The 23,113-nt window shown below is 61.8% G+C and carries 16 protein-coding genes; 12 read left to right on the top strand and 4 right to left on the bottom strand.

Annotation, left to right across the window (positions count from 1 at the left end; translation table 11 throughout):
• Nucleotides 1-289 precede the first annotated feature (289 nt).
• From HMPREF2630_RS01195 to HMPREF2630_RS01140, 12 genes are all read left to right on the top strand, one after another.
• On the top strand, nt 290-2,650 hold the full coding sequence (locus HMPREF2630_RS01195) for a fibrinogen-like YCDxxxxGGGW domain-containing protein (protein WP_070483039.1): 2,361 nt from the start codon (nt 290-292) through the stop codon (nt 2,648-2,650).
• A gap of 552 nt (nt 2,651-3,202) precedes the next feature.
• Nucleotides 3,203-5,560, top strand: coding sequence for a fibrinogen-like YCDxxxxGGGW domain-containing protein (locus HMPREF2630_RS01190; RefSeq protein WP_246822730.1), 2,358 nt, complete (start codon nt 3,203-3,205; stop codon nt 5,558-5,560).
• 348 nt (nt 5,561-5,908) lie between these two features.
• Nucleotides 5,909-6,766 (top strand): IMS domain-containing protein, encoded by an 858-nt coding sequence (locus tag HMPREF2630_RS01185; protein ID WP_070483033.1) that lies wholly within the window; start codon nt 5,909-5,911, stop codon nt 6,764-6,766.
• Nucleotides 6,767-6,968: 202 nt separating this feature from the next.
• Nucleotides 6,969-10,328 carry a fibrinogen-like YCDxxxxGGGW domain-containing protein gene (locus HMPREF2630_RS01180; RefSeq protein ID WP_246822729.1) on the top strand — a complete coding sequence of 1,120 codons (3,360 nt, stop codon included), beginning with the start codon at nt 6,969-6,971 and terminating at the stop codon, nt 10,326-10,328.
• 481 nt (nt 10,329-10,809) lie between these two features.
• On the top strand, nt 10,810-11,598 hold the full coding sequence (locus tag HMPREF2630_RS01175) for a CDP-alcohol phosphatidyltransferase family protein (RefSeq protein ID WP_070483027.1): 789 nt from the start codon (nt 10,810-10,812) through the stop codon (nt 11,596-11,598).
• 12 nt (nt 11,599-11,610) lie between these two features.
• Entirely contained in the window at nt 11,611-12,561 is a 951-nt protein-coding gene (locus HMPREF2630_RS01170; protein WP_049343052.1) for a glycosyltransferase family 2 protein, read from the top strand.
• Between the two features lie 18 nt (nt 12,562-12,579).
• The gene (locus HMPREF2630_RS01165; RefSeq protein WP_070483024.1) at nt 12,580-13,926 is read left to right on the top strand and encodes an O-antigen ligase family protein; all 1,347 of its coding nucleotides are present in this window, start codon (nt 12,580-12,582) and stop codon (nt 13,924-13,926) included.
• Nucleotides 13,923-15,797, top strand: a complete 1,875-nt coding sequence (locus HMPREF2630_RS09160) for an oligosaccharide flippase family protein (protein ID WP_070483021.1) — start codon at nt 13,923-13,925, stop codon at nt 15,795-15,797. The genes HMPREF2630_RS01165 and HMPREF2630_RS09160 overlap by 4 nt, the downstream gene beginning before the upstream one ends.
• Before the next feature lie 54 nt (nt 15,798-15,851).
• A complete protein-coding gene (locus tag HMPREF2630_RS09155) occupies nt 15,852-17,084 on the top strand; it encodes a GumC domain-containing protein (protein ID WP_049332924.1) in 1,233 nt (410 codons plus the stop codon).
• Between the two features lie 123 nt (nt 17,085-17,207).
• The gene (pssD, locus tag HMPREF2630_RS01150; RefSeq protein WP_049332927.1) at nt 17,208-17,687 is read left to right on the top strand and encodes a PssD/Cps14F family polysaccharide biosynthesis glycosyltransferase; all 480 of its coding nucleotides are present in this window, start codon (nt 17,208-17,210) and stop codon (nt 17,685-17,687) included.
• Between the two features lie 278 nt (nt 17,688-17,965).
• On the top strand, nt 17,966-18,676 hold the full coding sequence (locus HMPREF2630_RS01145; RefSeq protein ID WP_070483017.1) for a glycosyltransferase: 711 nt from the start codon (nt 17,966-17,968) through the stop codon (nt 18,674-18,676).
• A gap of 276 nt (nt 18,677-18,952) precedes the next feature.
• On the top strand, nt 18,953-19,450 hold the full coding sequence (locus tag HMPREF2630_RS01140) for a DUF2505 domain-containing protein (protein WP_049332932.1): 498 nt from the start codon (nt 18,953-18,955) through the stop codon (nt 19,448-19,450).
• Between the two features lie 132 nt (nt 19,451-19,582).
• Here HMPREF2630_RS01140 and HMPREF2630_RS01135 read toward each other — a convergent pair whose 3' ends face one another.
• From HMPREF2630_RS01135 to pth, 4 genes are all read right to left on the bottom strand, one after another.
• On the bottom strand, nt 19,583-20,080 hold the full coding sequence (locus HMPREF2630_RS01135; protein ID WP_070483012.1) for an FAD synthase family protein: 498 nt from the start codon (nt 20,078-20,080) through the stop codon (nt 19,583-19,585).
• Nucleotides 20,081-20,367: 287 nt separating this feature from the next.
• Entirely contained in the window at nt 20,368-20,838 is a 471-nt protein-coding gene (sufU, locus tag HMPREF2630_RS01130) for a Fe-S cluster assembly sulfur transfer protein SufU (RefSeq protein WP_049343045.1), read from the bottom strand.
• Nucleotides 20,839-20,929: 91 nt separating this feature from the next.
• Nucleotides 20,930-22,228, bottom strand: coding sequence for a cysteine desulfurase (locus HMPREF2630_RS01125; RefSeq protein ID WP_070483009.1), 1,299 nt, complete (start codon nt 22,226-22,228; stop codon nt 20,930-20,932).
• A gap of 155 nt (nt 22,229-22,383) precedes the next feature.
• Nucleotides 22,384-22,971, bottom strand: a complete 588-nt coding sequence (gene pth, locus HMPREF2630_RS01120) for an aminoacyl-tRNA hydrolase (protein ID WP_070483006.1) — start codon at nt 22,969-22,971, stop codon at nt 22,384-22,386.
• Nucleotides 22,972-23,113 lie beyond the last annotated feature (142 nt).

Genomic DNA, 23,113 nt, shown 5'->3' with positions numbered 1-23,113 from the left:
GTGCCCGGTCTGCGTGATTTTTGAAGTCTTTCTCTCTCCTCAACATTTAGGGCACAAATCACATTTTTCCGGTATGCGCGCAGAGCCTCCGGGCCCCGAATTCTCAGCTTCATCCTGTACGCTAGTCAATACACCGACGAGAGCACTCTCACGCATTCTTCCGAAACGAAGTGTTTTAAAGAATTACCACCTTTTATATGCATTTCGTGATGCGCTGTGCTTCTTTGAGGTCTCAATATCACCGTTTCTTTCGATGTTTCTTCCGGAACGTCGCATCAGAAAGACACATATGACAACCACATACACACAGCGTCCCGACGCCGCGCCCCGCAAGCGGGCGGCGAAAAAGTGGGCCGCATTCGCACTCGCTATGGGCACCGCGTTTGCCGCGGCGCCTTTGATTCCCTCTACGCCCGCCTCCGCCGCGATCGGAACCCACGATGGCTCCAGCAGCGATAAGGCGGCTGCTTCATGTTACGAGGTCAAGCAGGTCAACCCCTCGGCCTCTTCTGGCACCTACTGGCTGTACACCCCGGCCATGAGCGGTCCCGCGCAGTTCTACTGCGATCAGGAGACCGACGGCGGCGGCTGGGTCATGGTTGGCCGCGGCCGAGAGGGCTGGACCGAGTCCTACAACGGCACGGGCGACCCGAACCAGCTGCACCAGAACCCGACCGGACCGGCCGCGTTCACCCCGGTCCAGCTCTCGGGCACCACCGTGGATGCCCTGCTGAACGGTATTAAGCCGCAGGACCTCCCCGACGGCATGCGTCTGCACCGCGCACACAATGCGAAGGGCACCCAGTGGCAGGACGTGTACGTTCAGCGCCCCCAGACGGATCAGTGGACCTGGGCCATGAGCTACGCCCAGCGCTGGGGTACCGTGCGCTTCTCGGGCGCGGGCATTAACCGCACCGCCCGCATGGGTCTTTTCGCCTCGCAGATGGCGCCGGGCATCACGACCAGCTCCGTGAAGTTCTTCGCGAACCCGAACCAGGGTTACCAGATTGGTTTTGCGTACGGTGCGCTGGTGAACTTCGGTAGCGAAAACCCGGATTCGTACATCTACCAGAAGCGTGGCTCGGCCGGTTACTCCATCCCCTTCACCCAGGTGTTCCTGCGCCCGAAGCTGACGCAGAACGACCTGCACTTCTCCTCGATCGGTTCGGGTTCCGCGGCAAGCAACCGTCGCGCCCTGCCCAATAGCTACACGATGCCCGTGCGTTGGCGTACGAGCGAGCAGACCGGTACCGGCAAGAAGAACGAGATGAACACCTACGTTCAGGCCATCACCCAGGTGGGCGATACGGTCTTCACCGGCGGCGACTTCAAGTACGTCGAGTCGGCCGGTGGCGAGCGCGTGAACCAGTCCTTCCTGGCCGGTTACAACGTGGATTCGGGCGAGCTGGTTCGTTCCTTCCGCCCGACCTTCAACGGTCAGATTAAGGCGCTTGAGGCCCTGCCGAATAACCGCCTGGCGGTTGGTGGCGAGTTCACCGAGGTCAACGGCGAGAAGGCCAACCACTTCGTGATTCTGGATGCGACTACCGGCCAGATTGACCGTACCTGGGATGTTCAGGTGCAGCGCCGTAACGGCGATGCGGCTCAGGTGAAGACCCTGCTGGTGCAGGACGGTTACCTCTACATCGGCGGTAACTTCACCCACGTGAAGGGCAACACTTCTAAGGCTTACGCATATTCACGTGGTGCCGCTCGTATTAAGCTTTCCAACGGTGCGGTGGACTGGAATTGGCGCCCGAACTTCAACGGCACGGTCAATGGCATTACCGCCGCTTCCGATAATTCGACGGTTCACGCCGCCGGTTACTTTACCGAGCTGAACAATCAGCGCGCTTTCCGTCTGGCCGCGTTGAAGGGCTCCGACGCTTCGAACATTAAGTGGGAGTGGGAACCCTCGCTGAAGCTGAACATTACTGACCGCATTGTGTACGCGTTCCAGTTCGATGTTCAGGATGCCGGCTCGACCGTGTGGACCGGCGGTGCCGACCACCTGATCGCTAACTACTCGAAGAACGGTTACGGCCGTATTTCTTCGTCCATCTCTAAGTACGGTGGCGACTGGCAGGACCTGCACCTGAGCGGTAACACGATTTACGGTGCTTGCCACTGCGGCGACGTCCTCTTCGAGGGCTCGACCGGCTACCACACGTACTGGAAGGAGTCGAAGGCCGTTCACCGCATGCGCCTGGTGGCCGCTTTCGATAAGGACAGCGGCGAGGTCATCGGCGAGTTCAGCCCGGTGCTCAAGGGCGCCAGCGGCTACGGCGTGTGGGAGTCCTTCGTGGATTCGCGCGGCAACCTGTGGGTGGGCGGCGACATTAACCGCTCGCTGGGTGCTAACGGTGAGCAGCGTACCGTGGGCTTTGCCCGCTTCGCGGCTCGCGACGTGACTCCCCCGGCTACTCCCTCGAACCTCTCGGCCCGTCGAGATGGTTCGACCGATAAGCTCTCGTGGTCCGGCGTTCGTGAGGGTGGCGTGCGCTACCAGGTGTTGCGCGATGACCGCGTGATTGCCACGGTGAGCGGCACCAGCTACGAGGTGGAGCACACCGACGGCGCCCGCTACTACGTGCGCGCCATCGATGGTTCCGAGAATTACTCGGCCTCCACGGGTGCGGTTCAGGCCTAGCACCCCCGTCGCGGGTTAAATGAGCCCGCATCTTTCCCGGCTGTCGCCTGCGAGAGGTTCCCCGCGGAACTCTCGCAGGCGGCGGCGCACCCGGGGTATCGCTACCCCCCCCTAGTTTTGGTTCTTTCCGAGCTCGACGCGGCCCGCAGGGTTCGCATCGGCGGTCAGACCCGTTCCGCATCTTCTTGACGGCCGTTCCGGCGACGTCAGGTGATGCGGTTGAACGCGTTCAGGGGCAGCCGGCGGGTCACCCGCTGACAGGTTCTGAACGTATTCATTCAATTTCCGATAACTACACTCACTGATTCCGATGGTGGACACGCTGTTAGCTCGGGTTGAGTGGCTTTCTTTAAGGCGCTCGCAGCACCGATGCGCAAGAGGCCGAGCATGAGAAACGCGCCCGCTACCGGTTGAGGTCTCTGAGGAGAGACAATGAATTTTCTTCCGTTGATGCGTCGGGGACGTTCTCGTTCCCTGACCTCCGGCGGCGACGCCGTTCCCCCCAGTTCTGGCGTAGCGTCCCGTTCGAGGTCCCGGGCTTGGGGCGCCGCGGTGGCTTCCGCCGCGATGGTGGTTGCTTCGCTGGGCCCGATTGCTTCGGGTGCACAGGCTGCCGACGCCGGCTACTATGATGGTTCCTCGAGCGAGCGAGCCGCGGCCAGCTGCTGGGAGGTTAAGCAGAACAAGTCGAACGCCAAGAGCGGCGCATACTGGCTGTACACCCCGCAGATGAGTGCCCCGGAGCAGTTCTACTGCGATCAGGAGACCGACGGCGGCGGCTGGGTCATGATTGGTCGAGGCCGCGAGAGCTGGACCGAGAACTACAACGGTCGTGGCGATGCCAAGCAGCTGTACCAGAACCCCACCGGTTTTGACGCGGTGCAGTTGCCGGGTCAGACGGTGAACGCGCTGCTGAACGGTACCCGTCCGCAGGATCTGCCCGATGGCGTGCGCTTCCACCGCGCCATGAACGTGAACGGTACCGCGTGGCAGGATTTCAAGGCGACGCGTGCCGCAAGCACCGAGTGGTCCTGGACCTTCCGCGCAACGATGTACTGGTCGAACATTTCGATTACTCATCCGCGACAGTACCGTGGCTACAACTACTACAGCCAGGATAAAACTGAGGGCAATATCTTCCGTTACGGCTATTCGGACGATTACCGTTCCCTGTACTTCGTGGAGAAGCCCTCGCAGGGTTACAAGCTGGGCTTTACCTACGGCCCGAACGCTAGGATTACGGGTTGGTTCCAGAATTACCTGCTGAACAGGACTTCTTCGTATATCTACCGTCCGGCGAACGACCATTCCACTCCCCTGGTCTTTACCCAGATTTTCCTGCGCCCGAAGCTGACGCAGAACGATCTGGCGGCTAAGGGTCTGCACGACTACGGCCAGCAGGGTGCCGAGGCAAGCAACCGCCGCGCGCTACCCAATAGCTACTCCGAGAAGTGGAAGTGGCGTACGAGTAAGACGACCGGTACCGGTAAGAACGGTGAGATGAACACCCAGGTTGAGGCCATTACCGAGGTGGGCGGCGCTGTCTTCACCGGCGGCGACTTTGCCTACGTCGAATCGGCCAGCGGCGAGAAGGTCGACCAGGCTTTCCTCGCGGCTTACGAGGTGGGTACCGGCGAGTTGCGCCGTTCCTTCCGCCCGAGCATCAACGGTCAGGTGAAGTCGGTTGAGGCGCTTCCGAACGGTCTGTTGGCTGTGGGCGGCACCTTCGACACGGTGAACGGTGAGAACCACAACGGCTTCGTGCTGCTGGATCCGAAGACCGGTCAGGTGGCGAAGCAGTGGGATATTCACGTTCAGAGCCGCATCTCTTCCCTGCCGGTGCAGGTGAAGACCCTGCACGTCCGCGACGGGTACCTGTACCTCGGTGGCTCCTTCACGCACCTGAAGGGTAACACCTCCCCCACGTACGCCTACTCCAGGAACCTGGCCCGCATCAAGCTGAGCAACGGCGAGGTGGACTGGAACTGGCGTCCGGTCTTCAACGGCACGGTGAACGGTGTGAGCGCTTCCGAGGGCAACAGCCACGTGTACGTGGCCGGCTATTTCACGCAGCTTAACGGCGGTGAGGCTTTCCGCCTCGCCAACATCACCAATCCCCGCCAGAGCGGCGGCGACTGGACCCACGAGCCCTCGTACGTTCCTTCCCGCGCCCAGACCTGGGACCTGAAGAACGAGCGTAGGATGTGGGGCTTCCAGTTCGACGTTCAGGACGCCGGCTCCTCCGTCTGGCTGGGCGGTACCGAGCACATGATTAGCCGCTACGATAAGTCGAGCATGCAGCGTACCTACAGCGCGATTACTCGCGAGGGCGGCGATTTCCAGGATCTGCATCTGAGCGGTAAGACTATCTACGGTGCCTGCCACTGCGGTGACTTCATCTACCAGGGCGCAACCAAGATTGATGCGGAGTGGAAGAACGCTACGGATGCCCAGACGATTCGTTTGGTCGCGGCCTTCGATAAGGACACCGGCCAGGTGCTGCCGGAGTGGGCCCCGATTATGAACGGCGCGCACGGCTACGGCGTGTGGGAGTCCTTCGTGGATTCGACCGGTACCCTGTGGGTCGGCGGCGACATCAGCAAGTCTCTGGGTGCTAACGGCGTGCAGGACACCGTGGGCTTCGCTCGCTACGCTGCTCGCGACGTGACTCCCCCGGAGACCCCGCAGAACCTGCAGGTGAAGCATAACGGTGCGAAGGATCAGCTGAGCTGGTCCGCTGTGCCGGAGAAGCGAGTGACCTACCAGGTGTTGCGCGATGACCGTCCGATTGCGACGGTGACGGACACGCACTACTCGGTTGATCATCGCGATGGCGCCAAGTATTACGTGCGTGCGGTGGATACCTCGGGCAATTATTCCGCGAGTACCCAGGCCGTGCGGGCAGCATAACCCCTTTTCAGAGCGGATATCGAGTAATATAACGTTTAATTCAACGTGATATTCGCCCTAATGCCCCGGGTTAGTTGTAAAACTAACCCGGGGCATTTTGCACATAGTGTATGCATTTCCCTCGGATGCATCACAGTTTTCTCACCTAAAGATATACATTTCCTTCATATGCAGGTTTATGCCCAGCAATACCTGTTCTTTATTCTCAAATGTTATGAAAATGCAATCTTTAAAGTCCGGGTATTTTCCCAGCTTGGCGTGATAGCCTTTAGGGGGCCGAGCCTCCGGGCGCGGTATTATCCTTCCGGAATATTGACCGTCTCACTCCAACCACCAAAGAGGCTTCCCATGTCTAACCTTTTCTCTGCGGGTTCTTCAAAAGCCCGTCGCCTCGGCGCTCTGAGCACCCTCGCGGTGTCTGCGCTTCTGTTCAGCGCCTGCGCTTCCGAGAACTCCACCGCGCAGAGCTCTTCGTCGGCCACGCCCTCGGCGAGCGCTTCCACCAGCGCCTCCGCAGCTCCGTCTTCCTCGGCTACCGACGCGCAGGCTTCGGCCTCGTCCAGCCGCATCCCCGATCAGGGCTCCTCGGAGGCTAACCCCTCCGCAAGCACTGAGGCTACCTCCTCTGACGGCCAGAAGCTGGAGGAGATTTACACCGGCTCTGAAGACATGAAGAAGGCCTCTCCGGTGCCCACCGATAATGCCGAGGTCAAGAAGACCACCGAGCTCGTAAACTCCTACGAGGACATCCTCTCCAAGGTTAAGCCGGCTCCCTCCGCCGCCGCTTCGCCGGAGGCAACTAGCGAGCCCACCAGCGATGAGGACGCTCAGGCGCAGAACACGGAGAAGGCTCGCGCGGTCCTCGATGAGGACACGATTCGTGCCATCGAAAACATTGCCGTGGATTCCGCCGCCTCCGAGTTTGCGGTGCAGGCCTCCGAATATGCTTTGGCTGGTTGGCACTATGAGGGTTCCTCCACCGTGGTGGGCACGCCCCGCATGGCCGATACCGAGTACAAGGGTCAGCCCGCACGCCTGCTGGAAGTGTGCATGGACTCTTCCTCGGTCAAGATTTACGATGAGAACAATCAGCCCGTCAAGGATGATAGTTCTCCCAAGCGTTCACTCAATATCTATACCCTCGTTCAGGTTAACGGTCAGTGGAAGATTGCAACCCACGATTTCCCGAATAACCCTGATTGCTAGGGACTAATTGAGGTGCCGGTCTGCGCGGTTTAGTTCGGGCCGGTATCGTACACAACGCATTAATGATGCTGCGTTTTCATACAATTTTTGGCATTCACCTGGAGATATTATGAAAGCCCTTTTTGAGATAACGGGGTCCGGCTTTTCTCGTTCCGCAATAACTCGTTCGACTCTGTGCCTCAGCATTGCAACCGCGTTGGCAATGCCCGCGGCTCTTCCCACACTGACACCGGGTGCCGCGGTCGAGAAGACCGCCGAGCAGACGAACGTTCAGAAAGATTCGTCCTTCTACAACGGCACCACCTCCGAGCGTGCCGCTGCCAGCTGTTGGGAGGCTAAGCAGGCCAACCCCGAGGCAAAGAGCGGCGCCTACTGGCTGTACACCCCGGCTATGAGTGCACCGACCCAGTTCTACTGCGATCAGGAGACCGACGGCGGCGGCTGGGTCAAGATTGCTGAGGGTCGCGACGGTTGGACCGAAGGCTACGAGGGTCAGGGCGACCCGGCTCAGCTGTATAGCTCCGCGGCGCCCGCTTCCTCCGGCCTGACGCTCAGCCAGGACCAGGTTCGTCCCTACTCTTCGCTGCCCGCGGCCACGACCCCGGTGCAGCTTTCGGGCACCACCATTAGCGAGCTGCTCAACGGCACCTCTCCTCAGGATCTCACCGATGGTTACCGCTTCCGCCGCGTGCTGAACACCTCCGGCACCAAGTGGCAGGAGGTAACCGTGCAGCGCCGTCAGACCTCCGAGTGGACCTGGGCCCTGCGTGCCGACGCTATCTGGTCCAACACCGTGATCCAGAACCCCGACGAATTCTCCGCGTACAACGAGAACGGTCGCCGGGATTGGGCCAACGGCACCTGGCAGGATCACCTGTTGCGTGGCCAGGATAACGGTTTCAAGGCTCTGCTCTTTGAGGAGATGCCCAAGCAGGATTACCGCATTGGCTTCCGCTACGGTAAGAATTCCCCCATCTCTCAGGACGGTTCCGAACCCTCCATGAGTGATTCGCGCAACTCCTACATCTACACCAACGAGGGTACGACCCAGAGCGCTTTGGGCTACACCCAGATGTTCCTGCGCCCCAAGCTGACCCAGAGCGACCTGAAGCTGACCCAAATTGGCGTGAAGGGCACCGAGGCCAGCCAGCGTCGTAAGCTGCCCAATAGCCGTTCGGCTACCTGGCGCTGGCGCACGAGTTCCGCGACTTCCAGCGGCAAGACCGACGAGATGCACACCTACGTTGAGGCCATCACCGAGGTCAAGCACGACGAGAACTCCTCTACCGTGTTCATCGGCGGTGATTTCAAGTACCTGGAGTCTTCCACGGGCGAGGTCGTGAACCAGTCCAACATCGCGGGCTTCGATCCGAAGACCGGCGAGCTGCGCCGTGACTTCCACCTGACGCTCAACGGCCAGGTCAAGGCGGTTGAGGCCCTGCCGAATAACCGTCTGGCAATCGGCGGCTACTTCACCACGGTAAACGGCCGCCCCTTCTCGGGTTTCGTGGTCGTAGACGCCTCCACCGGTGAGGTTGCCCCCGAGTGGGAAAACGTGAGCATCTCCAACCGCATTAAGGGCAATGAGCTCGTGGTGAAGACCATTCACCGCCAAGGCGACTACGTGTACATCGGTGGCTCCTTCACCCACGTCAAGGAGAGCGATAACTCGGGCGTCGCATACTCCCGCAATATCGCGCGCTTTAAGTTGGGCGCCCCCTCCAATGGTGTGCCCGGTATCGTGAGCATCGACCGCGACTGGCGCCAGGTGTTTAACGGCACCGTGAACGGCATCAGTGCTTCCAAAGATAACTCGCACGTGTACGTAGTCGGTTACTTTACCTGGCTGAACGGTGCCCTGGCGTACCGCGTGGCGGATATTACCGAGAACCTTCAGAAGGGCGGTAACTGGTCTTACCAGAACTCCGAGATTCCCGCCGGTGCGAACGTGAACGACCTGATGCACGAAACGAAGGTCTGGGGCTTCCAGTTCGACGTTCAGGATGCTGGATCCGGAGTCTGGGTTGGTGGTACGGAGCACCTCATCTCTCGCTACGACAAGAGCGATATGCGTCCTACCTACACCGCGATTACCCGTAATGGCGGCGACTTCCAGGATCTGCACCTGGATAAGGAACGTAATACTCTCTACGGTGCTTGCCACTGCGGCGATTTCCTGTACCAGAATTCGCACACCAAGCGTGCGCCGCTCACCGAATCCACCGTGATTCATTCGGTGAAGCTTGTGGCTGCCTTCGACCCGGAGACCGGTAAGATGCTGCCCGAATTCGCCCCCGCCATTAAGGGCGATCACGGCTTCGGCATCTGGGAGTCCTTCGTGGACTCCACCGGCACCCTGTGGGTCGGTGGCGATATTCACCGCACCCTGGGCGTCAACGGTGTCCAGAACACCGTTGGTTTTGCGCGTTTCGAGCAGCGTGACGTGACTCCGCCGGCTACGCCTCAGAACCTGAAGGTGGAGCTCAAGGACGATAAGGACGCTCTGACCTGGAATTCCGTGGCCGATAGCGGCACCGTGCGCTACCAGGTTCTACGCGACGACCGTCCGATTGCTACCGTCTCGGGCACCTCCTACGAGGTGGAGCACCGCGATGGCGCGCACTACTTTGTGCGTGCCGTGGATGCCTCGAATAACTTCTCGGCTTCGACCGGAGTCCAGATTTCGCCCGTCCGCCCGACCCCCGAGGCCACCGCCTCGGAGAGCCCCATCGAGACTCCCACCGCCAGCCCTTCGGAGAGCCCCACCGCTGAGGCCACCGCCTCGGAGAGCCCCGCGGAGACTCCCACGGCAAGCCCCACGGTTGAGAACCCGAAGACCGAGGAACCGCAGCCTGACCCTGCACCCAAGGAGCAGGTTGTCCTGCCCTACGGCTCCACCTGGAATTACGTTGTATCCGATAGGACACCGAACCGCGCGAAGGCGTGGAAGTACGACTTCCACTTCTCCCTCGAGGATCTGGCCACCACCAGCTGGAACAAGGGCCGCGCCCCCATCGGCCTGGGCGCGGGTAACTTCAACACCCGCGTTCCGATTCGTTACAGCCGCGTGTACAACAACATCTACGCCTACACCACGATTACCCTCACCCGCGATCAGGCAAGCCGCGACCTGAAGCTGACCACCTACGCGGACGATGCCGTTGCGGTGGCGGTCAACGGTCAGGAAGTGGGTCGCGCAGGTTTCGGTACCAAGCTGCCCCTCTGGAACACCGCCGTTGCGACGCGCAGCGTGTCTGCCGAGCAGGCCCAGAAGGCCCCGGTGACCTTCACGGTTCCGGCTTCTCAGCTGAAGGCGGGTACGAACCTCATCGCCGTTGAGGTGCACGGCGCTCGAGGCGGTTGGTTCACCCGCACGGGTGTCAGCTTCGATCTGCAGGCCATCGTCACCGCGGCCGCGCAGAACCAGGAAAAGCCTGCCGCCCAGAACAATGAGAACGGTGAGCGAGCCGCCACCGCTGAGAATGCTCAGCAGGGCCGCAGCGTCCGCACCGTGCGTGAGGGCGTGGGCACCCACGTTCCTCTTTCCACACGCCGAGGCTAAGCACTCCGTCTAGCGCGGGGCACATTCTGCGGATTCCGCCATGGGGTTTGATTTTCCGAATGATTTCGGAAAATCAAACCCCATTTGTGCGAATAAAATACTTTTTCGTGTTCGTGAGAGTGAATTATTCTCAAATGATTAGAGGCATCTAATTATTCGAGCCCCAGCGATATACCGGGGGTGTTAGTCGCACTCCAGAACGGGATTCGTACCGCTCAAATAGACCGGCGCATATCCCTCTTCACACAAGGGAAAATACACCAAAGGGCTTAGTCAGTGAGTTTTAAGACATATTGCTAGACACCTATCCTGCGAGAAGGTTTCCGCTTTATCTCGTTGTAAAATATCGATATAGTGGTGTACTGAGAAAAGGAGCTAACCACTCATTTCTTAGGCGAGACTTCCGGACTTTCTCGCGCCCATCCCGAAAGGGAGTAATTCGCTCTCCTTCACTCCTCTCACCGATTCAAAGGAATTGTGCATGTCCACCTCCGAGGCACCTCACACCCCGAATTCAACCCCCTCATCGGGATTCGCCGCCACCTTCTCCAGCACCCTGCGTTCCCTGGAGGCCGCTCAAAAGCCCGGTATTGGCGTGCCCGCCTACACCCGCTGGGTCAACCGTCGCGTCGCCCGCTACTTTGCTGCCTCCGCCGTGGCCCTGGGCATCACTCCCAACGGAGTCACCGCCATCTCCGCCGCCTGCTCCGCAGCCGGTCTTATCGTGCTCATCGCCTGCCCGCCCTCCGTGGGTGTGGGCATCTGCGTAGCCCTGCTCTTCGCGCTCGGTTACGGCCTGGACTCCGCCGACGGCCAGGTAGCCCGCGTGACCGGCGCATCCTCCCCCGCCGGCGAATGGCTCGACCACGTGGTCGACTCGATTCGAGTGCCCTCCGTGCACATGGCCACCCTGCTCTCCTTCTTCCTGTACCCCGCGCACTACTCCTTCAGCGGGTCCCACGCCTTCAACGGCTGGCTTATCGCCATGCCCATGATTTTCACCGCTCTCACCGCGGGCCACTTCATGAGCCAGATTCTTGCCGAGCAGCTGCGCAATAACCGCAAGACCGCCGCTCCCCCGACCGGTGGCCCCCTGCGTTCCTTCGTCAACCTGCACATGGACGCCGGAACCCTCTGCTGGATTTACATCTTCCTCGGCTTTGGTCCGCTCTTCGTGGTCGTGTACGCCCTGCTGCTGCTCGCCAACGCCGCCACGATTCTGGTGTCTATGCGCCGCAAGTACGTCAGCCTGTCCACCCCCGCCGAGTAAGGAGAAAGACCAATGATGCACTTCACCTCTCGCAACCCCGCCGTCTCCGCAGTCATCGCGACCAACGGCAAGCGCCCCGAGCTGCTGCGCGTGGCCGTGCGCTCCATCCTGGACCAGAGCTACCGCGGCTTCGTCGAGGTCATCGTCGTGTTCGACCGCGTTGAGCCCGACCGCCTCGAAGACATCGAGGTCGGCGAAAACCGTGCCCTGAAGATCGTCTCCAACACCCGCACCGGCGGCCTGGCCGGCGGCCGCAACAGCGGTATCCTCGCCTCGACCGGCGCCATGATTGGCTTCTGCGACGACGACGATTACTGGGTGCCTTCCAAGCTCACCCAGCAGGTTGCCCTCTGGCGCGAAAACCCCGAGGCCGCGGGTATCTCCTCGGGCATCACCGTGCGCTCCGGCGGCCAGGACATCGTGCGCCTGGCACCCGAGCGCGCAACCTTCGCGGATTTCCTGCGCTCTCGCATCACCGAGATTCACCCCTCCGCCATGCTGTACTCCCGCGAGGATCTGCTCGGTGTCGACGGTGCGCCCGCCCGCATCGGCCTAGTCGATGAGGAACTGCCCGCCGCCTACGGCGAGGACTACGACCTGCTGCTGCGCGCGACCCGCACCGGCGATATCCTGAGCGTGCCCGAGCCGCTGATTCTGGTGCTCTGGGATCGTCCCTCCTTCTTCTCGGGCAAGTGGCAGTCCATGGTGGACGGGCTGACCTACATCCTGCGTAAGTTCCCCGAGTTCGAGCAGGATCCCAAGGGCCTTGCCCGCATTGCCGGTCAGGTCGCGTACGCTCAGGCATCCCTGGGCAACAATAAGGAGGCGCGCGCCTACGCACGCGCCGCGTTGCGCCGCGACCCCAAGCAGCTGCGTGCCTGGGCCGCCTACGTGGTCTCCACCGGCATTATTAAGCCCGCGACCCTGCTCGAGCTCGTCCAGAAGACTGGCCGAGGCCTCTAACCCGGATACCGCACAGACATGGTTACTTCATCCGTTCCCTCCTATCCGGGTACCTCGCCACTCGCGCTGAAGGACTCCTCGACGGGGCTTCCCAGCGCGATTGCGCGCGCCCGGGTGCGGCTGCATCCGGAGCCGGTCGCGCAGAAGAAGCTGCCGGCTTGGCCGCTCATGACGCTGCTCTACGGTTTCCCCGCGCTGTGGGCGCTGGGCGTCCTGCAGATCGCTCCGATTGTGCTGGCCGCCATCATGCTCTTTTACCTCATCATCCGAGGTAATGTGCGGGTGCCCGGCCCGATGTGGGTGTGGGCCGCATTTAGCCTGTGGGTTGTGGTTGCGGCGCTCGCGCTGACCCGCTCCACCGACATTATCGGCTGGGGTCTGCGCTTCGTGAACATCCTCAGCGCCGGAGTCTACGCCCTCTACTACTACAACGCTCGGACTTCCATCAGCCTCAACAAGCTGCTGGGCGGCCTGGCGACCCTGTGGGGCACGCTCATTGTGCTCGGTTACGGCGGCGTGTTCTTCCCCGAGTTCCGTCTGCGCACCCCCATGAGCTTCATCATGCCCTCGGGCTTCATGCAGAACCCGCTCGTACGCGACTACATGCTGCCTCCCCTGGCGGAGGTGCAGCGCCCCTGGGGTGCCCCCGAAGCGTATGTGCGCCCCTCCGCGCCTTTCCCCTACGCCAATAGTTGGGGTCTGGCCTACACGCTACTCACCCCGGTGATGCTCGCTTGCCTGTTGCGTCTGCGCTCCATCTGGACGCGTATCGCGCTGCTCATCGCGATGGCCCTCTCCACGGTCCCCGCGATTGCTACCAGTAACCGAGGCATGTTCATTGGCCTGGGCATCAGCGCCGCCTACGTGCTGCTACGTCAATTCCTGGCTGCCAATTGGCGCGCCGTGGGTATCGGTGTTGCGGCGATTATGGCTGTGGTGGTGGCTCTCTTCGCCTCCGGTACTGTGGACCACATTCTGGGTCGACAGGATTACTCCGATTCGACGGGTGGACGTGCTGCCCTATACCGGGCCACGTGGAAGGCTACGCTCGAGTCCCCCATCATCGGTTATGGAACCCCTCGCATGGAGCCGAGCATCGGTGTGTCGATGGGTACCCAGGGCTACCTGTGGACCCTCATGTTCTGCTTCGGTTTTGTGGGTCTGGCACTGTTCCTGCTCTTCATCTTGAGCACGGTGGTGGCGGGGGCCCGAGTGAAGACCGCAGCGGGGTACTGGCTGCACAGTCTGCCGGTGGCTAGTTGCGTCGTCTTCATCTTCTACAGCTTCGATATCGCGCAGCTGAGTATCCTGCTGCTCGCCTCGATGGCTTGCCTCCGCTCGATTCGGGAGGGTGAGGGCCTATGACGAATCCCGCTGAGATAACCTCGGGAGGCGAGCACCCCCGCCGCCGGGCCCGCCTGCGTGAGGAGGCGGAAACCCAGGCCGAGGATGTCGCGCTAGCCGAAGAGTACGGGTACGATTTCGCCCCCACCGTGGACGATATCCGTTCGGGTCGTTTCCCGGCCACTACGGCCCTGTCGATTGTGCCTCCCGCTCAGGGCTTCGCGCCTGCCGGGGACGATTCGGTTCTCCTCGGGTCCTCCCCCGCCGTTGCTTCGGCCGCAGCCGCAGATGCGCGCCCGGGTGGTGCACATCGCGGCGGGCCTCACCGCATGGTGCAGGAGGGAACCACAAGCGAGGCTACCCCCGCGAGCGCGGTTCAGACGGCAAAGCCGGCGCAGGGCAAAAAGCAGCCCAGCCTCGCCAAGAGCGGTTCGCTAGCTTCGCTGTGCGTAATCTACGGTGCCGGCATCGCGTTCGTGACCACAATGGTGGTTTCCAACGGTATTGGCGCGGCAGGTTCGGGTGAGTTCTTCCGCCTTATGGCTCTCTTCGCCATCGCGATTTCGCTCGTAACCTTCGGTGCGGATACCGGTCTGGTGCGCACCATCTCGGCGCAGCGTGCCCTGGGGCGCTACGGGCTACTTCCGCAGCTCATCCGCTACGGCCTCGTGCCCTCGCTGGTGACGTCGGTTTTCCTCGTTGTGGGCGTGTACGTGTACTCGTCCCTGGTGCCGATGGCTCCCGAGTATCAAGCGGCCATGCGCGTCAGTTCGGCCTTTGTGCTGGTTGCGGCGCTCATGACGGTTTTCTTCGGGGCGTTGCGCGGTCTGCACCGCGTGGTGACCTTTACGATGCTCCAGAACGTGTTGCTGCCGACGCTGCGCTTTGGCGCGGTGGGGCTGGTGGTGCTCTTCTCGGGTCAGCTGATGGACCTGGTGTATGCCTGGACCGTTCCGGTGGCGATTACCGCTATTGTGGCGTTGTGGCTGTTGGAACGTGCCTTCCCGAATGAGGAACACGTGGAGGTCTTGCCTTCCGAGGATTCCCCGGAGGAGACTTTCCGTTCTTTCTGGAGCTTCAGCTCAGCCCGAGGCGTGGCCACCGTGGTCGAAACAATCCTGGAGTGGATTGACGTGCTGGTGGTGACGGCCTTCCTGGGCGCGGCCGCCGGCGGCGTCTACGGCGCGGTCAACCGTTGCGTCCGCGTGGGCACCATGATTGAGCACACCGGTCGCGTGGTGACCGGTCCGTCGATTAGCGCGGCGCTGGCGACCCGCCAGCTGGATCGAGCTCGGGATATCTTCCTGTCCACCACTCGTGTGCTGACGGCTCTGTCGTGGCCCTTCTACCTGTCCCTGGCGTTCTTCGGACCCGTGCTCTTGCATTTCTTCGGTAAGGGCTTCGAGTCCGGCGCGGGCATCCTCTGGGTAATTTGCCCGGCGGCGATGCTCTCGATGAGTGCCGGTGGCGTGCAGTCGGTGCTGCTAATGAGCGGTAAGAGCCGCTGGCAGCTGCTGAATAAGCTGTCCTCGCTGGTTGTGGCCGTGGTCCTGAACTTCACCCTGGTTCCCGTGTGGGGGCTGTACGGTGCGGTAACGGCCTGGTCTTCGGCTCTGCTCATCGATACGTTCCTGGCCAGCTATCAGGTGTTCCGCCTGGTGGGTATCCGCGCCTCGTGGCGTGAGATGGCTCCCTCGCTGTTCCTGGGGGCCGCGGTACCCACGGCGTGTGCGCTGGTGGCGCTGCTTCTGCTGGGGCAGAGCGTGCTGGGCGTGATTGTGTACGTGGTGCTTCTGGTGCCGGTGTACGGCGGTGTGCTCTTCCGCTTCCGCAAGGCGCTGGGCATCGAGCGATTCCTGTCGGCCCGCCGCGCGAAGTCCGCCGCCTCCTAACCTTCCAAACTTTCTCCGATATTAGTATCCGTTTTCTCTTCCAAGGATGTCCTCATGGATAACACCTCTCACACTTCCTCGGTGACGCTGGGTAGCCAGGTTCGCCGTATTCTTCGTCATCCCGTGCTGATCCTGGTATCGGTCGTGGTGTTCGCCCTGGCCGGTGCGGCCTACGGCTACATGACCAACGGCAAGTACACCGCCAAGGCTTCCCTGGTGGTCTACCCGATGGTGGTGGACCCGGCCGGTACCGGTAGCGCCAACTCCGCCAAGGTCGACATTGCCACCGAGTCTCGCGTGGCTTCCTCTCGTGAGGTGGCTACCCAGGCTGCTAAGACCCTGATTAGCGAGGGCGATACTCTCTCCGAGGCGCAGCTGACCAGCCGCCTCATGAACTCAGTGAAGGTGACCGGCACCTCCCAGACCTCGGTGCTGGATATCGAGGTCACCCGCTCCAACCCGGACGACGCCGCACGTTACGCGAACGCGATGGCAAACTCCTACCTGCAGGTCCGTTCCGATGCGCTCAAGAGCAGCGTGGACTCGGCAACCAAGCAGCTGGACGAGCAGATTGCCGCCGCGGAGGGGGATGCGAACCGCAACGCCCTGGTATCCCAGCTGCAGGAGCGTCGCGCTCAGATTCAGCTGACTTCTACTACCGGTGGCCGCGTGATGAGCCAGGCTCAGGTTCCTTCTTCTTCCTCGGCTCTTGGCCCGGTGAAGCTGGGTATTGTCGGCGCCGTGGCGGGTCTGCTGATCGGCCTGGTTCTGGCGTACGGCCGCGACCGCATGATGCGCAACGTCGGCTACGCTGACCGCCTGCAGGATGCCGGTATCCCCGTGCACGAGCTGGGTTCGACCTCGGAGGCGAACGATGCCTTCATGCTGCTGCGCACTGTGGGTGCTCCCGATGGTGATATCAAGAGCGCCGGCGCCTCCGGCGTGGTGATTCTGCCGGGCACCGACCGCGGCGTGGAGCACCTGTACCAGATGCTGAAGCGCGTCCTGCCCAGCGAGTACGCACGCTTCACCGATTACGCTTCGGTACGCGAGGACCTGACCCGTTACACTCCCGAATCGATGGTGACCAAGAGCGAGGCTCCGCTGGTCATCAGCCTGAGCACCGCCACTCCCCTGTCCACCCAGCTGCGTTTCGTGCAGGCTGCCGGCCTGGCCCTGGTTCCGGTCACCGCAGCTACTTCGCTGAAGTCGGTGCGTGAGCTGTTCCAGCAGCTGGAGCAGTTGGAGGGCGTCACCTCCCTGGCGGTCTTCCTGGACCGCGAGTAGCGTCGGGGCGCACCCGCGCGGGTATTCACTCTATGGTGCGGGGCTCGGCGATTCCGGTTTGTCGAGCCCCGACCGCTCATCACATTTTTGTTTCTCCCTTTGTGGGGTATTAGGAGAATACTTATGACTGAGGCAACCTCCGCCCAGGCTCGGCCCAAACTCCTGTTGGTTTCCAGCAGCGGTGGCCATTTGAAGCACCTGACGGCTACCGCCGCCGCCTGGCAGGATTACGATCGCGTGTGGGTTAGCTTTAAGCAGCCCGACGTGGAATCCTCGCTGGCCGATGAGAAGACTTATTGGGCGTACTATCCGACGACGCGCAATATTAAGAATGCTATTCGCAACCTTTTCTTGGCGTTTCGAATTTTTCCGAAGGAACGTCCGGATGCGGTGGTTTCCGCCGGTGCGGGTGTCGCGGTCCCGTTCTTTATTGCGGCGAAGCTTTTCCGGGTAAAGACCCTGTACATCGAGTGTTTTGACCGCCCGACTCTGCCGACGATGACGGGTAAAATGCTGTACACCATTGCTGATCGCATCATTGTTCAGAGCGATGAACAGCAGAAGAATTTCCCCGATTCTCGCGTAATTCACCCCATTTTTTAAGAGTGATTAACCTATCCCGAAAATAATACCTTCCAGTGCATAGAGGGTATTATTTTCGGGGTATAGTATTTATTAAACATACAGATACATAAAGGTCGTGCGCTCCGCTGAGGACTCACCATCCACACGAACTAACCACTCGTCAGAGAAGCGTATGCGGGGATTACTCACCATTCTCTCCGGCACGACGCCACCACGTATATCCATACGATGCCCTCCGGATTTTTGCATCGGATATGCGGGGTTACTACCGATAAATACATAGAGAGGAATAGGCGATGTCTATTCAGAACTTCCCCCAGGTCAGTGTCGATACCGCCAAGTTCGACCTGCCTGTATTTACCCCCGCTGTCGCACCGGTTCGCATCCCGACGAAGACATACGATCTGGTGGTTTCTCTTGGCACCGACGTTCACACTTTTGACCGTCTTCTGCGCTGGGTCGAGGCCTACCTTGAGGCTCACCCGCAGGTCACCTGCCTCGTGCAGCATGGCCACACCGCACCCATTAAGCACGCGGATAATCTGAAGCTTCTTCCCGCGGCCGAGCTGCTGGACTACTACGCCAACGCAAGCGTTGTGCTGGTTCAGGGCGGCCCCGGTTCCATCCAGGATGCGCGCCGCACCGGTGCCCTGCCCCTGGCCGTTCCGCGCCGCGCGGAGTTTGACGAGGTTGTCGATAACCATCAGGTCCCCTTCACCGCTCTGATGGAGAAGCGCGGCCACGCCGTTGTGGTGGAGAGCCGCGAGGACCTCTTCCACAAGCTGGATCTGGCGCTGTCGAACCCCTCTCTCTTCCGCACCGCCGAGCCCTACGTCTCCACTCCGGAAATCTCCGCGGCCCAGCTGGGTGAGGAGCTGCACGACCTACTGGCCGGTAAGATTCACCGCCGCGATTCCTTCTGGGGCCGTTGCAAGCAGGCCGTCCGCGCGCACCGTGCGGGTAAGGCCGAGATGGCACGCATCGACGCCATGGCTCCCAGCGCCTAGTAAGCGCCCTGTACCGGCGCCTAGCAGCACGGGCTGAATATTTCGGTCCGCTCCCCTATTCGTGCAAGACGCCCCTGAGTCTTGCATCTTAGACCGGCACGCGAACCTCCGACCGAGAACGCGGTGACCTGCGGGTATAGGCCCGTTGCCGCTATCTGCCCACGGCGTATTCTCGGCAGAATTCGCATCGTATTATTAGGTTGCGAAACCCCGCGCACCGTATCCTAGAGAGGAATGATGCGCGGGGTTTATCGCGCACTACGAAAGGAAAATTTCATGGCAGTTCAGGAATCGACCGTCATCAATGCTAGCGTCGACCAGGTCGTCGAGGCTTTCTCCAGCGAGGATTTCGCACGCTTCGTCTGCTCCGAGGTGGGCGTTGAGTTCGGTAGCTTCTCGGTCTCCGGTGACACCTCCGCCGAGTTCACCGCAACCACCGAGCGCACCATCCCGGCCGACCGCGTTCCGGATATCGCCCGCAAGTTCGTGGGCAACGGCGTCTCCATGACCCAGGTGGACAACGTGAGCGCCCCCGCGGCTGACGGTGCGCGCACCGTCGCAACCGAGGTGAAGGTCAACGGTATTCCCGTTTCGGCCAGCGCCACCCAGCACCTGATTCCCGAGGGCGACAAGACCCGTCTGGACGTCAACGGCGAGGTTTCCTGCTCCATCCCGCTGGTGGGCAAGAAGATTGCCGCCGCTGCCGAGCCGCAGGTTGGCCGCGTGCTGAAGGTTCTGGGCACCTCCGCCGAGAAGTGGATTGCTCAGCGCTAATCGTTTCAGCGCTAATCTTTCCCGCCCAGTAGGCCGGCGTACCGCTAGTCCTCACGAGGGTTAAAGAATCCCCGCCACCCGATTGGGTGGCGGGGATTTATGCGTCTTGGGGGTCACGAGAGCGGCAGGGTTTTAGGAGGCGATAATCGCCTCGGAGTACTCGCGGTCCCCCAGCAGCTCAGCGAAGCGGTGCATCTCCGCGCGCAGGTCGTGCTCGGCCTCGAGCAGGTCGACGACCTTGCGCAGCTTGGTGCTGGAGGTGTGCTCGGTGTAGGGGAAGTAGTGCACCTCCACGCACACCTCGGCGAAGCGTTCCTCGAGGGCGAGGCCCTTCTCGGTGCCCTTCCAGTCGTCGCCCTTGAAGAAGACGTTAAAGGGCTTCTGCTTCCAGGTTTCGAGCTTGTCGGGGGTGGTTTCGATGTGCACTTCGTCCACGTAATCGATGTGGCTGACGATGGCGGCGCGCTCCTCAATGGGGATGACGGGGCGGCGGCCCTTGGTGACTTCGAGGACATCGTCGTGCACGACGCCTGCGATCAGGTAGTCGCAGTTCTCCTTGGCCTTGCGGAGAATCTCGAGGTGACCGTAGTGGAAGAGGTCGTAGGCACCTGCGGCGTAGCCAATAATCATGAGGGGTTCCTTGTGGTTGGTAGCGGCGATGGTCACTCCGGCGCCCCGAAGGAGTCGGAGGGTGAGGAACGCATCCGCCCCGTTCATGCGGGCGGGGCTGGTCCGAAAAAGGTTCCTCGCGGGGCGCTGGTTAGGCGAACCGCACCTATTATTTTACCAGTCATCTTTTCCCGCGGGGCTCGGATAAAACGCGGAATGAGGCGGACGCGCTGTAGCGTCCGCCTCATTCCGTTGCGATCATCTTTGGGCCGCCCAGCAAGGAGCTGGTGGGAGCCGCGCGGGCTGTGCTAGTCCTCCAGAGCGGCTTCCTTGGCGGCCTCCTCGACGGCTACCCAGGAGAGCATCGCGCACTTCACGCGAGCCACAAACTTCGAAACGCCCGCGAAGGCAGCCATATCGCCGTACTCCTCCTCGTCCAGGGTCACCTGGCCGCGGGAACGCAGCATCTCGCGGAACGCATCCACGTGGCGCTGCAGCTCAGAGAGGGTCATGCCCGGAGCCATATCCGAGAGCACGGAAGCAGCCGCCATCGAGATGGAGCAGCCGTCGCCCTCCCAGGAGACCGACTCAATGGTCTTCTCCCCGTCCTTCAGCTCGTCAGAGAGCACCACGCGCAGGTTGATCTCGTCGCCGCAGGTGGGGTTGTACTGGTGGTTATCAGCGCTCGCATGGCCGGCGGGAACCTCCACGAGGTGCTCGCCGATGCGCTCCTTAGAATGCTCCAGGATGATGTCCTGGTAGAGAGCTTCGAGAGACATTTTGGTCTTCTTCCGTGTGTTGAATCGTCTAGTGAGGATAACGCGGCCGCGCACGGCGGCCCGGGTATGCCCGCCGTGCGCGCCGTAGAGGTTAGAGGCCGAAGTAGGGGCGCACCTCGGCGAGAGCCTTCAGGAACGCGTCCACGTCCTCGGTCGTGTTGTAGATGTAGGTGGAGGCGCGGGTCGAGGCGGTCACGCCGGCGCAGCGGTGCAGCGGCTGCGCGCAGTGGTGACCCACGCGCACGGCGATACCCTGCGTATCGAGCAGCTGGCCCACGTCGTGCGGGTGCACACCGTCAATGGCGAGGGCCACCAGGCCCGCGCGCTGGGCGGGATCGGTCGGGCCCAGCAGGCGCACGCCCTCGATCTTCTGCACGCCCTCAACCAGGCGAGCGCCCAGCTCGTGTTCCCACGCTTCAACGTTCTCCATGCCCAGGTGCTGCAGGTAGCGCACGGCGGCGGCGAAGGCGACCGCCTGCGAGACGCGCTGGGTGCCGGCCTCAAACTTGATGGGGGCGGGCATGTACTCGGCGTCCTGCAGCCCGACGCGGGTGATCATGGAGCCGCCGGTCAGGAAGGGCGGCAGGGCGTTCAGCAGTTCCGCGCGGCCGTAGAGGGCACCGATGCCGGTGGGAGCCAGCATCTTGTGACCGGAGAAGGCGGCGAAGTCGACGTCCAGGGCATGGAAGTCCACGGGCATGTGCGGTACGGACTGGCAGGCGTCCAGCACGACGAGTGCGCCGTGCTTGCGGGCCAGAGACACCAGGCGCGGCACGTCGGTAATCGCGCCGGTCACGTTGGAGACATGGGTGAAGGCCAGGATGCGGGTCTTCTCATTGACGATGCCCTCGGCGGCCTCGTAGTCGATGCGGCCGTCCTCGGTGGCGGGGATGTGGCGCAGGGTTGCGCCGGTGCGCTGGGCAAGAATCTGCCAGGGAATCAGGTTCGCGTGGTGCTCAATCTCGGTGGTGACGATTTCGTCGCCGGGGCCCAGCGCAAAACGCTCGGCAGGCTTGCCGCCGATGCCCTGGGAGGCGTTACCGATGCTGTAGGCGATGAGGTTCAGCGCCTCGGTGGCGTTGGAGGTCCACACCAGCTCCTCCTCCGTGGCACCCACGAAGCCGGCCACGGTGCGGCGAGCGTCCTCGAAGAGGTCGGTCGCCTCGACGGCAAGGGTGTGCGCGCCGCGGTGTACGGCGGAGTTGGCGCGCAGGTAGAAGTCGCGTTCTGCGTCGAGAACCTGCAGGGGTTTCTGGCTCGTAGCCCCGGAATCCAGGTAGACCAGGGGGTGCCCGTTGACCTCGGTGTTGAGGATCGGGAAGTCCCGGCGGAGCTGACGCACAACGTCGTCGCTCAGGGGGATATTGGCGGGGGTGGAGTATTCAGCCACGGGGACCTTCTTCTCTCGCTCATACGCTCCACGGGGCGGGTATTTTCCCGTCGTGGAGCGTATAACGTCATTCTTTTCTAGCTTATTCCCTTGAGTGGCTCTTGCATAGTTAGGTAGAGCCTAGTTCGCGGGGCGCACAGCGGCGAGGCAATCGGCTAGGATGCGGCCCCGTGGTAGCGCTGCTGGGTAGCCTGTAGGCCCTCCTTGATGAGCATGACGGTTGCATCCGCGGCGTTCGAGATGAGGAACGGCAGAGCCTTCGCCTCGGTACTGCTGAAGGGTTTGAGCACGAAGTCCGCGGTGTCCATGCGTCCGGGCGGACGACCGATGCCGGTACGCACACGGTAGTAGTCCTTGGTGCCCAGAGCCTTGGTGATGTCGCGCAGACCGTTATGGCCGCCCTCTCCCCCGCCAATCTTAAGCTTGATGGTGTCGAAGGGGATGTCGAGCTCGTCGTGGACCGCGATGATACGGTCGGGGTTAATATCGTAGAACTTGGCGATGGCGCTAACGGGGCCGCCCGAGGTGTTCATGTAGCCGAGGGACTTCATGAGCACCACCTTGGGGCCGCCGAAGCCCAGGCGCCCCTCCACCACGACCGCGGATGCCTTGGAATGCTTCTTGAAGCTGCCGCCAACTTCCTTGGCGAGCTCGTCCAGGACCATCTGGCCGATATTGTGGCGGGTTTTCTCGTACTCCGGGCCCGGGTTCCCCAGACCAACAATGAGCCACGCATCAGACATATCTTCGCCCTTTCCACGGCGCTGTAAAAGGTTTTTAGAAAATTCATGGACTACACCATTCTATGAGTATGGCCCGCTACCACCTCAGAAGAGAGGTAGCGGCGGGCCATCCACAAATCATTGTTGCGCTTGCGCTAGGCGC

It is taken from the genome of Rothia sp. HMSC072B03 (assembly GCF_001809565.1).
GTDB classification, from domain to species: domain Bacteria; phylum Actinomycetota; class Actinomycetes; order Actinomycetales; family Micrococcaceae; genus Rothia; species Rothia mucilaginosa_A.
The sequence above is the reverse complement of the archived record's forward strand: the minus strand, read 5'-3'. Positions and strand labels throughout refer to the sequence as shown.

Bases quoted from the DNA above. Each gene is read 5' to 3' on its own strand.
- HMPREF2630_RS01195 (WP_070483039.1), top strand. From the start codon at position 290: ATGACAACCACATACACACAGCGTCCCGACGCCGCGCCCCGCAAGCGG.
- HMPREF2630_RS01185 (WP_070483033.1), top strand. From the start codon at position 5,909: ATGTCTAACCTTTTCTCTGCGGGTTCTTCAAAAGCCCGTCGCCTCGGC.
- HMPREF2630_RS01180 (WP_246822729.1), top strand. From the start codon at position 6,969: ATGCCCGCGGCTCTTCCCACACTGACACCGGGTGCCGCGGTCGAGAAG.
- HMPREF2630_RS01175 (WP_070483027.1), top strand. From the start codon at position 10,810: ATGTCCACCTCCGAGGCACCTCACACCCCGAATTCAACCCCCTCATCG.
- HMPREF2630_RS01170 (WP_049343052.1), top strand. From the start codon at position 11,611: ATGATGCACTTCACCTCTCGCAACCCCGCCGTCTCCGCAGTCATCGCG.
- HMPREF2630_RS01165 (WP_070483024.1), top strand. From the start codon at position 12,580: ATGGTTACTTCATCCGTTCCCTCCTATCCGGGTACCTCGCCACTCGCG.
- HMPREF2630_RS09160 (WP_070483021.1), top strand. From the start codon at position 13,923: ATGACGAATCCCGCTGAGATAACCTCGGGAGGCGAGCACCCCCGCCGC.
- HMPREF2630_RS09155 (WP_049332924.1), top strand. From the start codon at position 15,852: ATGGATAACACCTCTCACACTTCCTCGGTGACGCTGGGTAGCCAGGTT.
- pssD (WP_049332927.1), top strand. From the start codon at position 17,208: ATGACTGAGGCAACCTCCGCCCAGGCTCGGCCCAAACTCCTGTTGGTT.
- HMPREF2630_RS01145 (WP_070483017.1), top strand. From the start codon at position 17,966: ATGTCTATTCAGAACTTCCCCCAGGTCAGTGTCGATACCGCCAAGTTC.
- HMPREF2630_RS01140 (WP_049332932.1), top strand. From the start codon at position 18,953: ATGGCAGTTCAGGAATCGACCGTCATCAATGCTAGCGTCGACCAGGTC.
- HMPREF2630_RS01135 (WP_070483012.1), bottom strand. From the start codon at position 20,080: ATGATTATTGGCTACGCCGCAGGTGCCTACGACCTCTTCCACTACGGT.
- sufU (WP_049343045.1), bottom strand. From the start codon at position 20,838: ATGTCTCTCGAAGCTCTCTACCAGGACATCATCCTGGAGCATTCTAAG.
- pth (WP_070483006.1), bottom strand. From the start codon at position 22,971: ATGTCTGATGCGTGGCTCATTGTTGGTCTGGGGAACCCGGGCCCGGAG.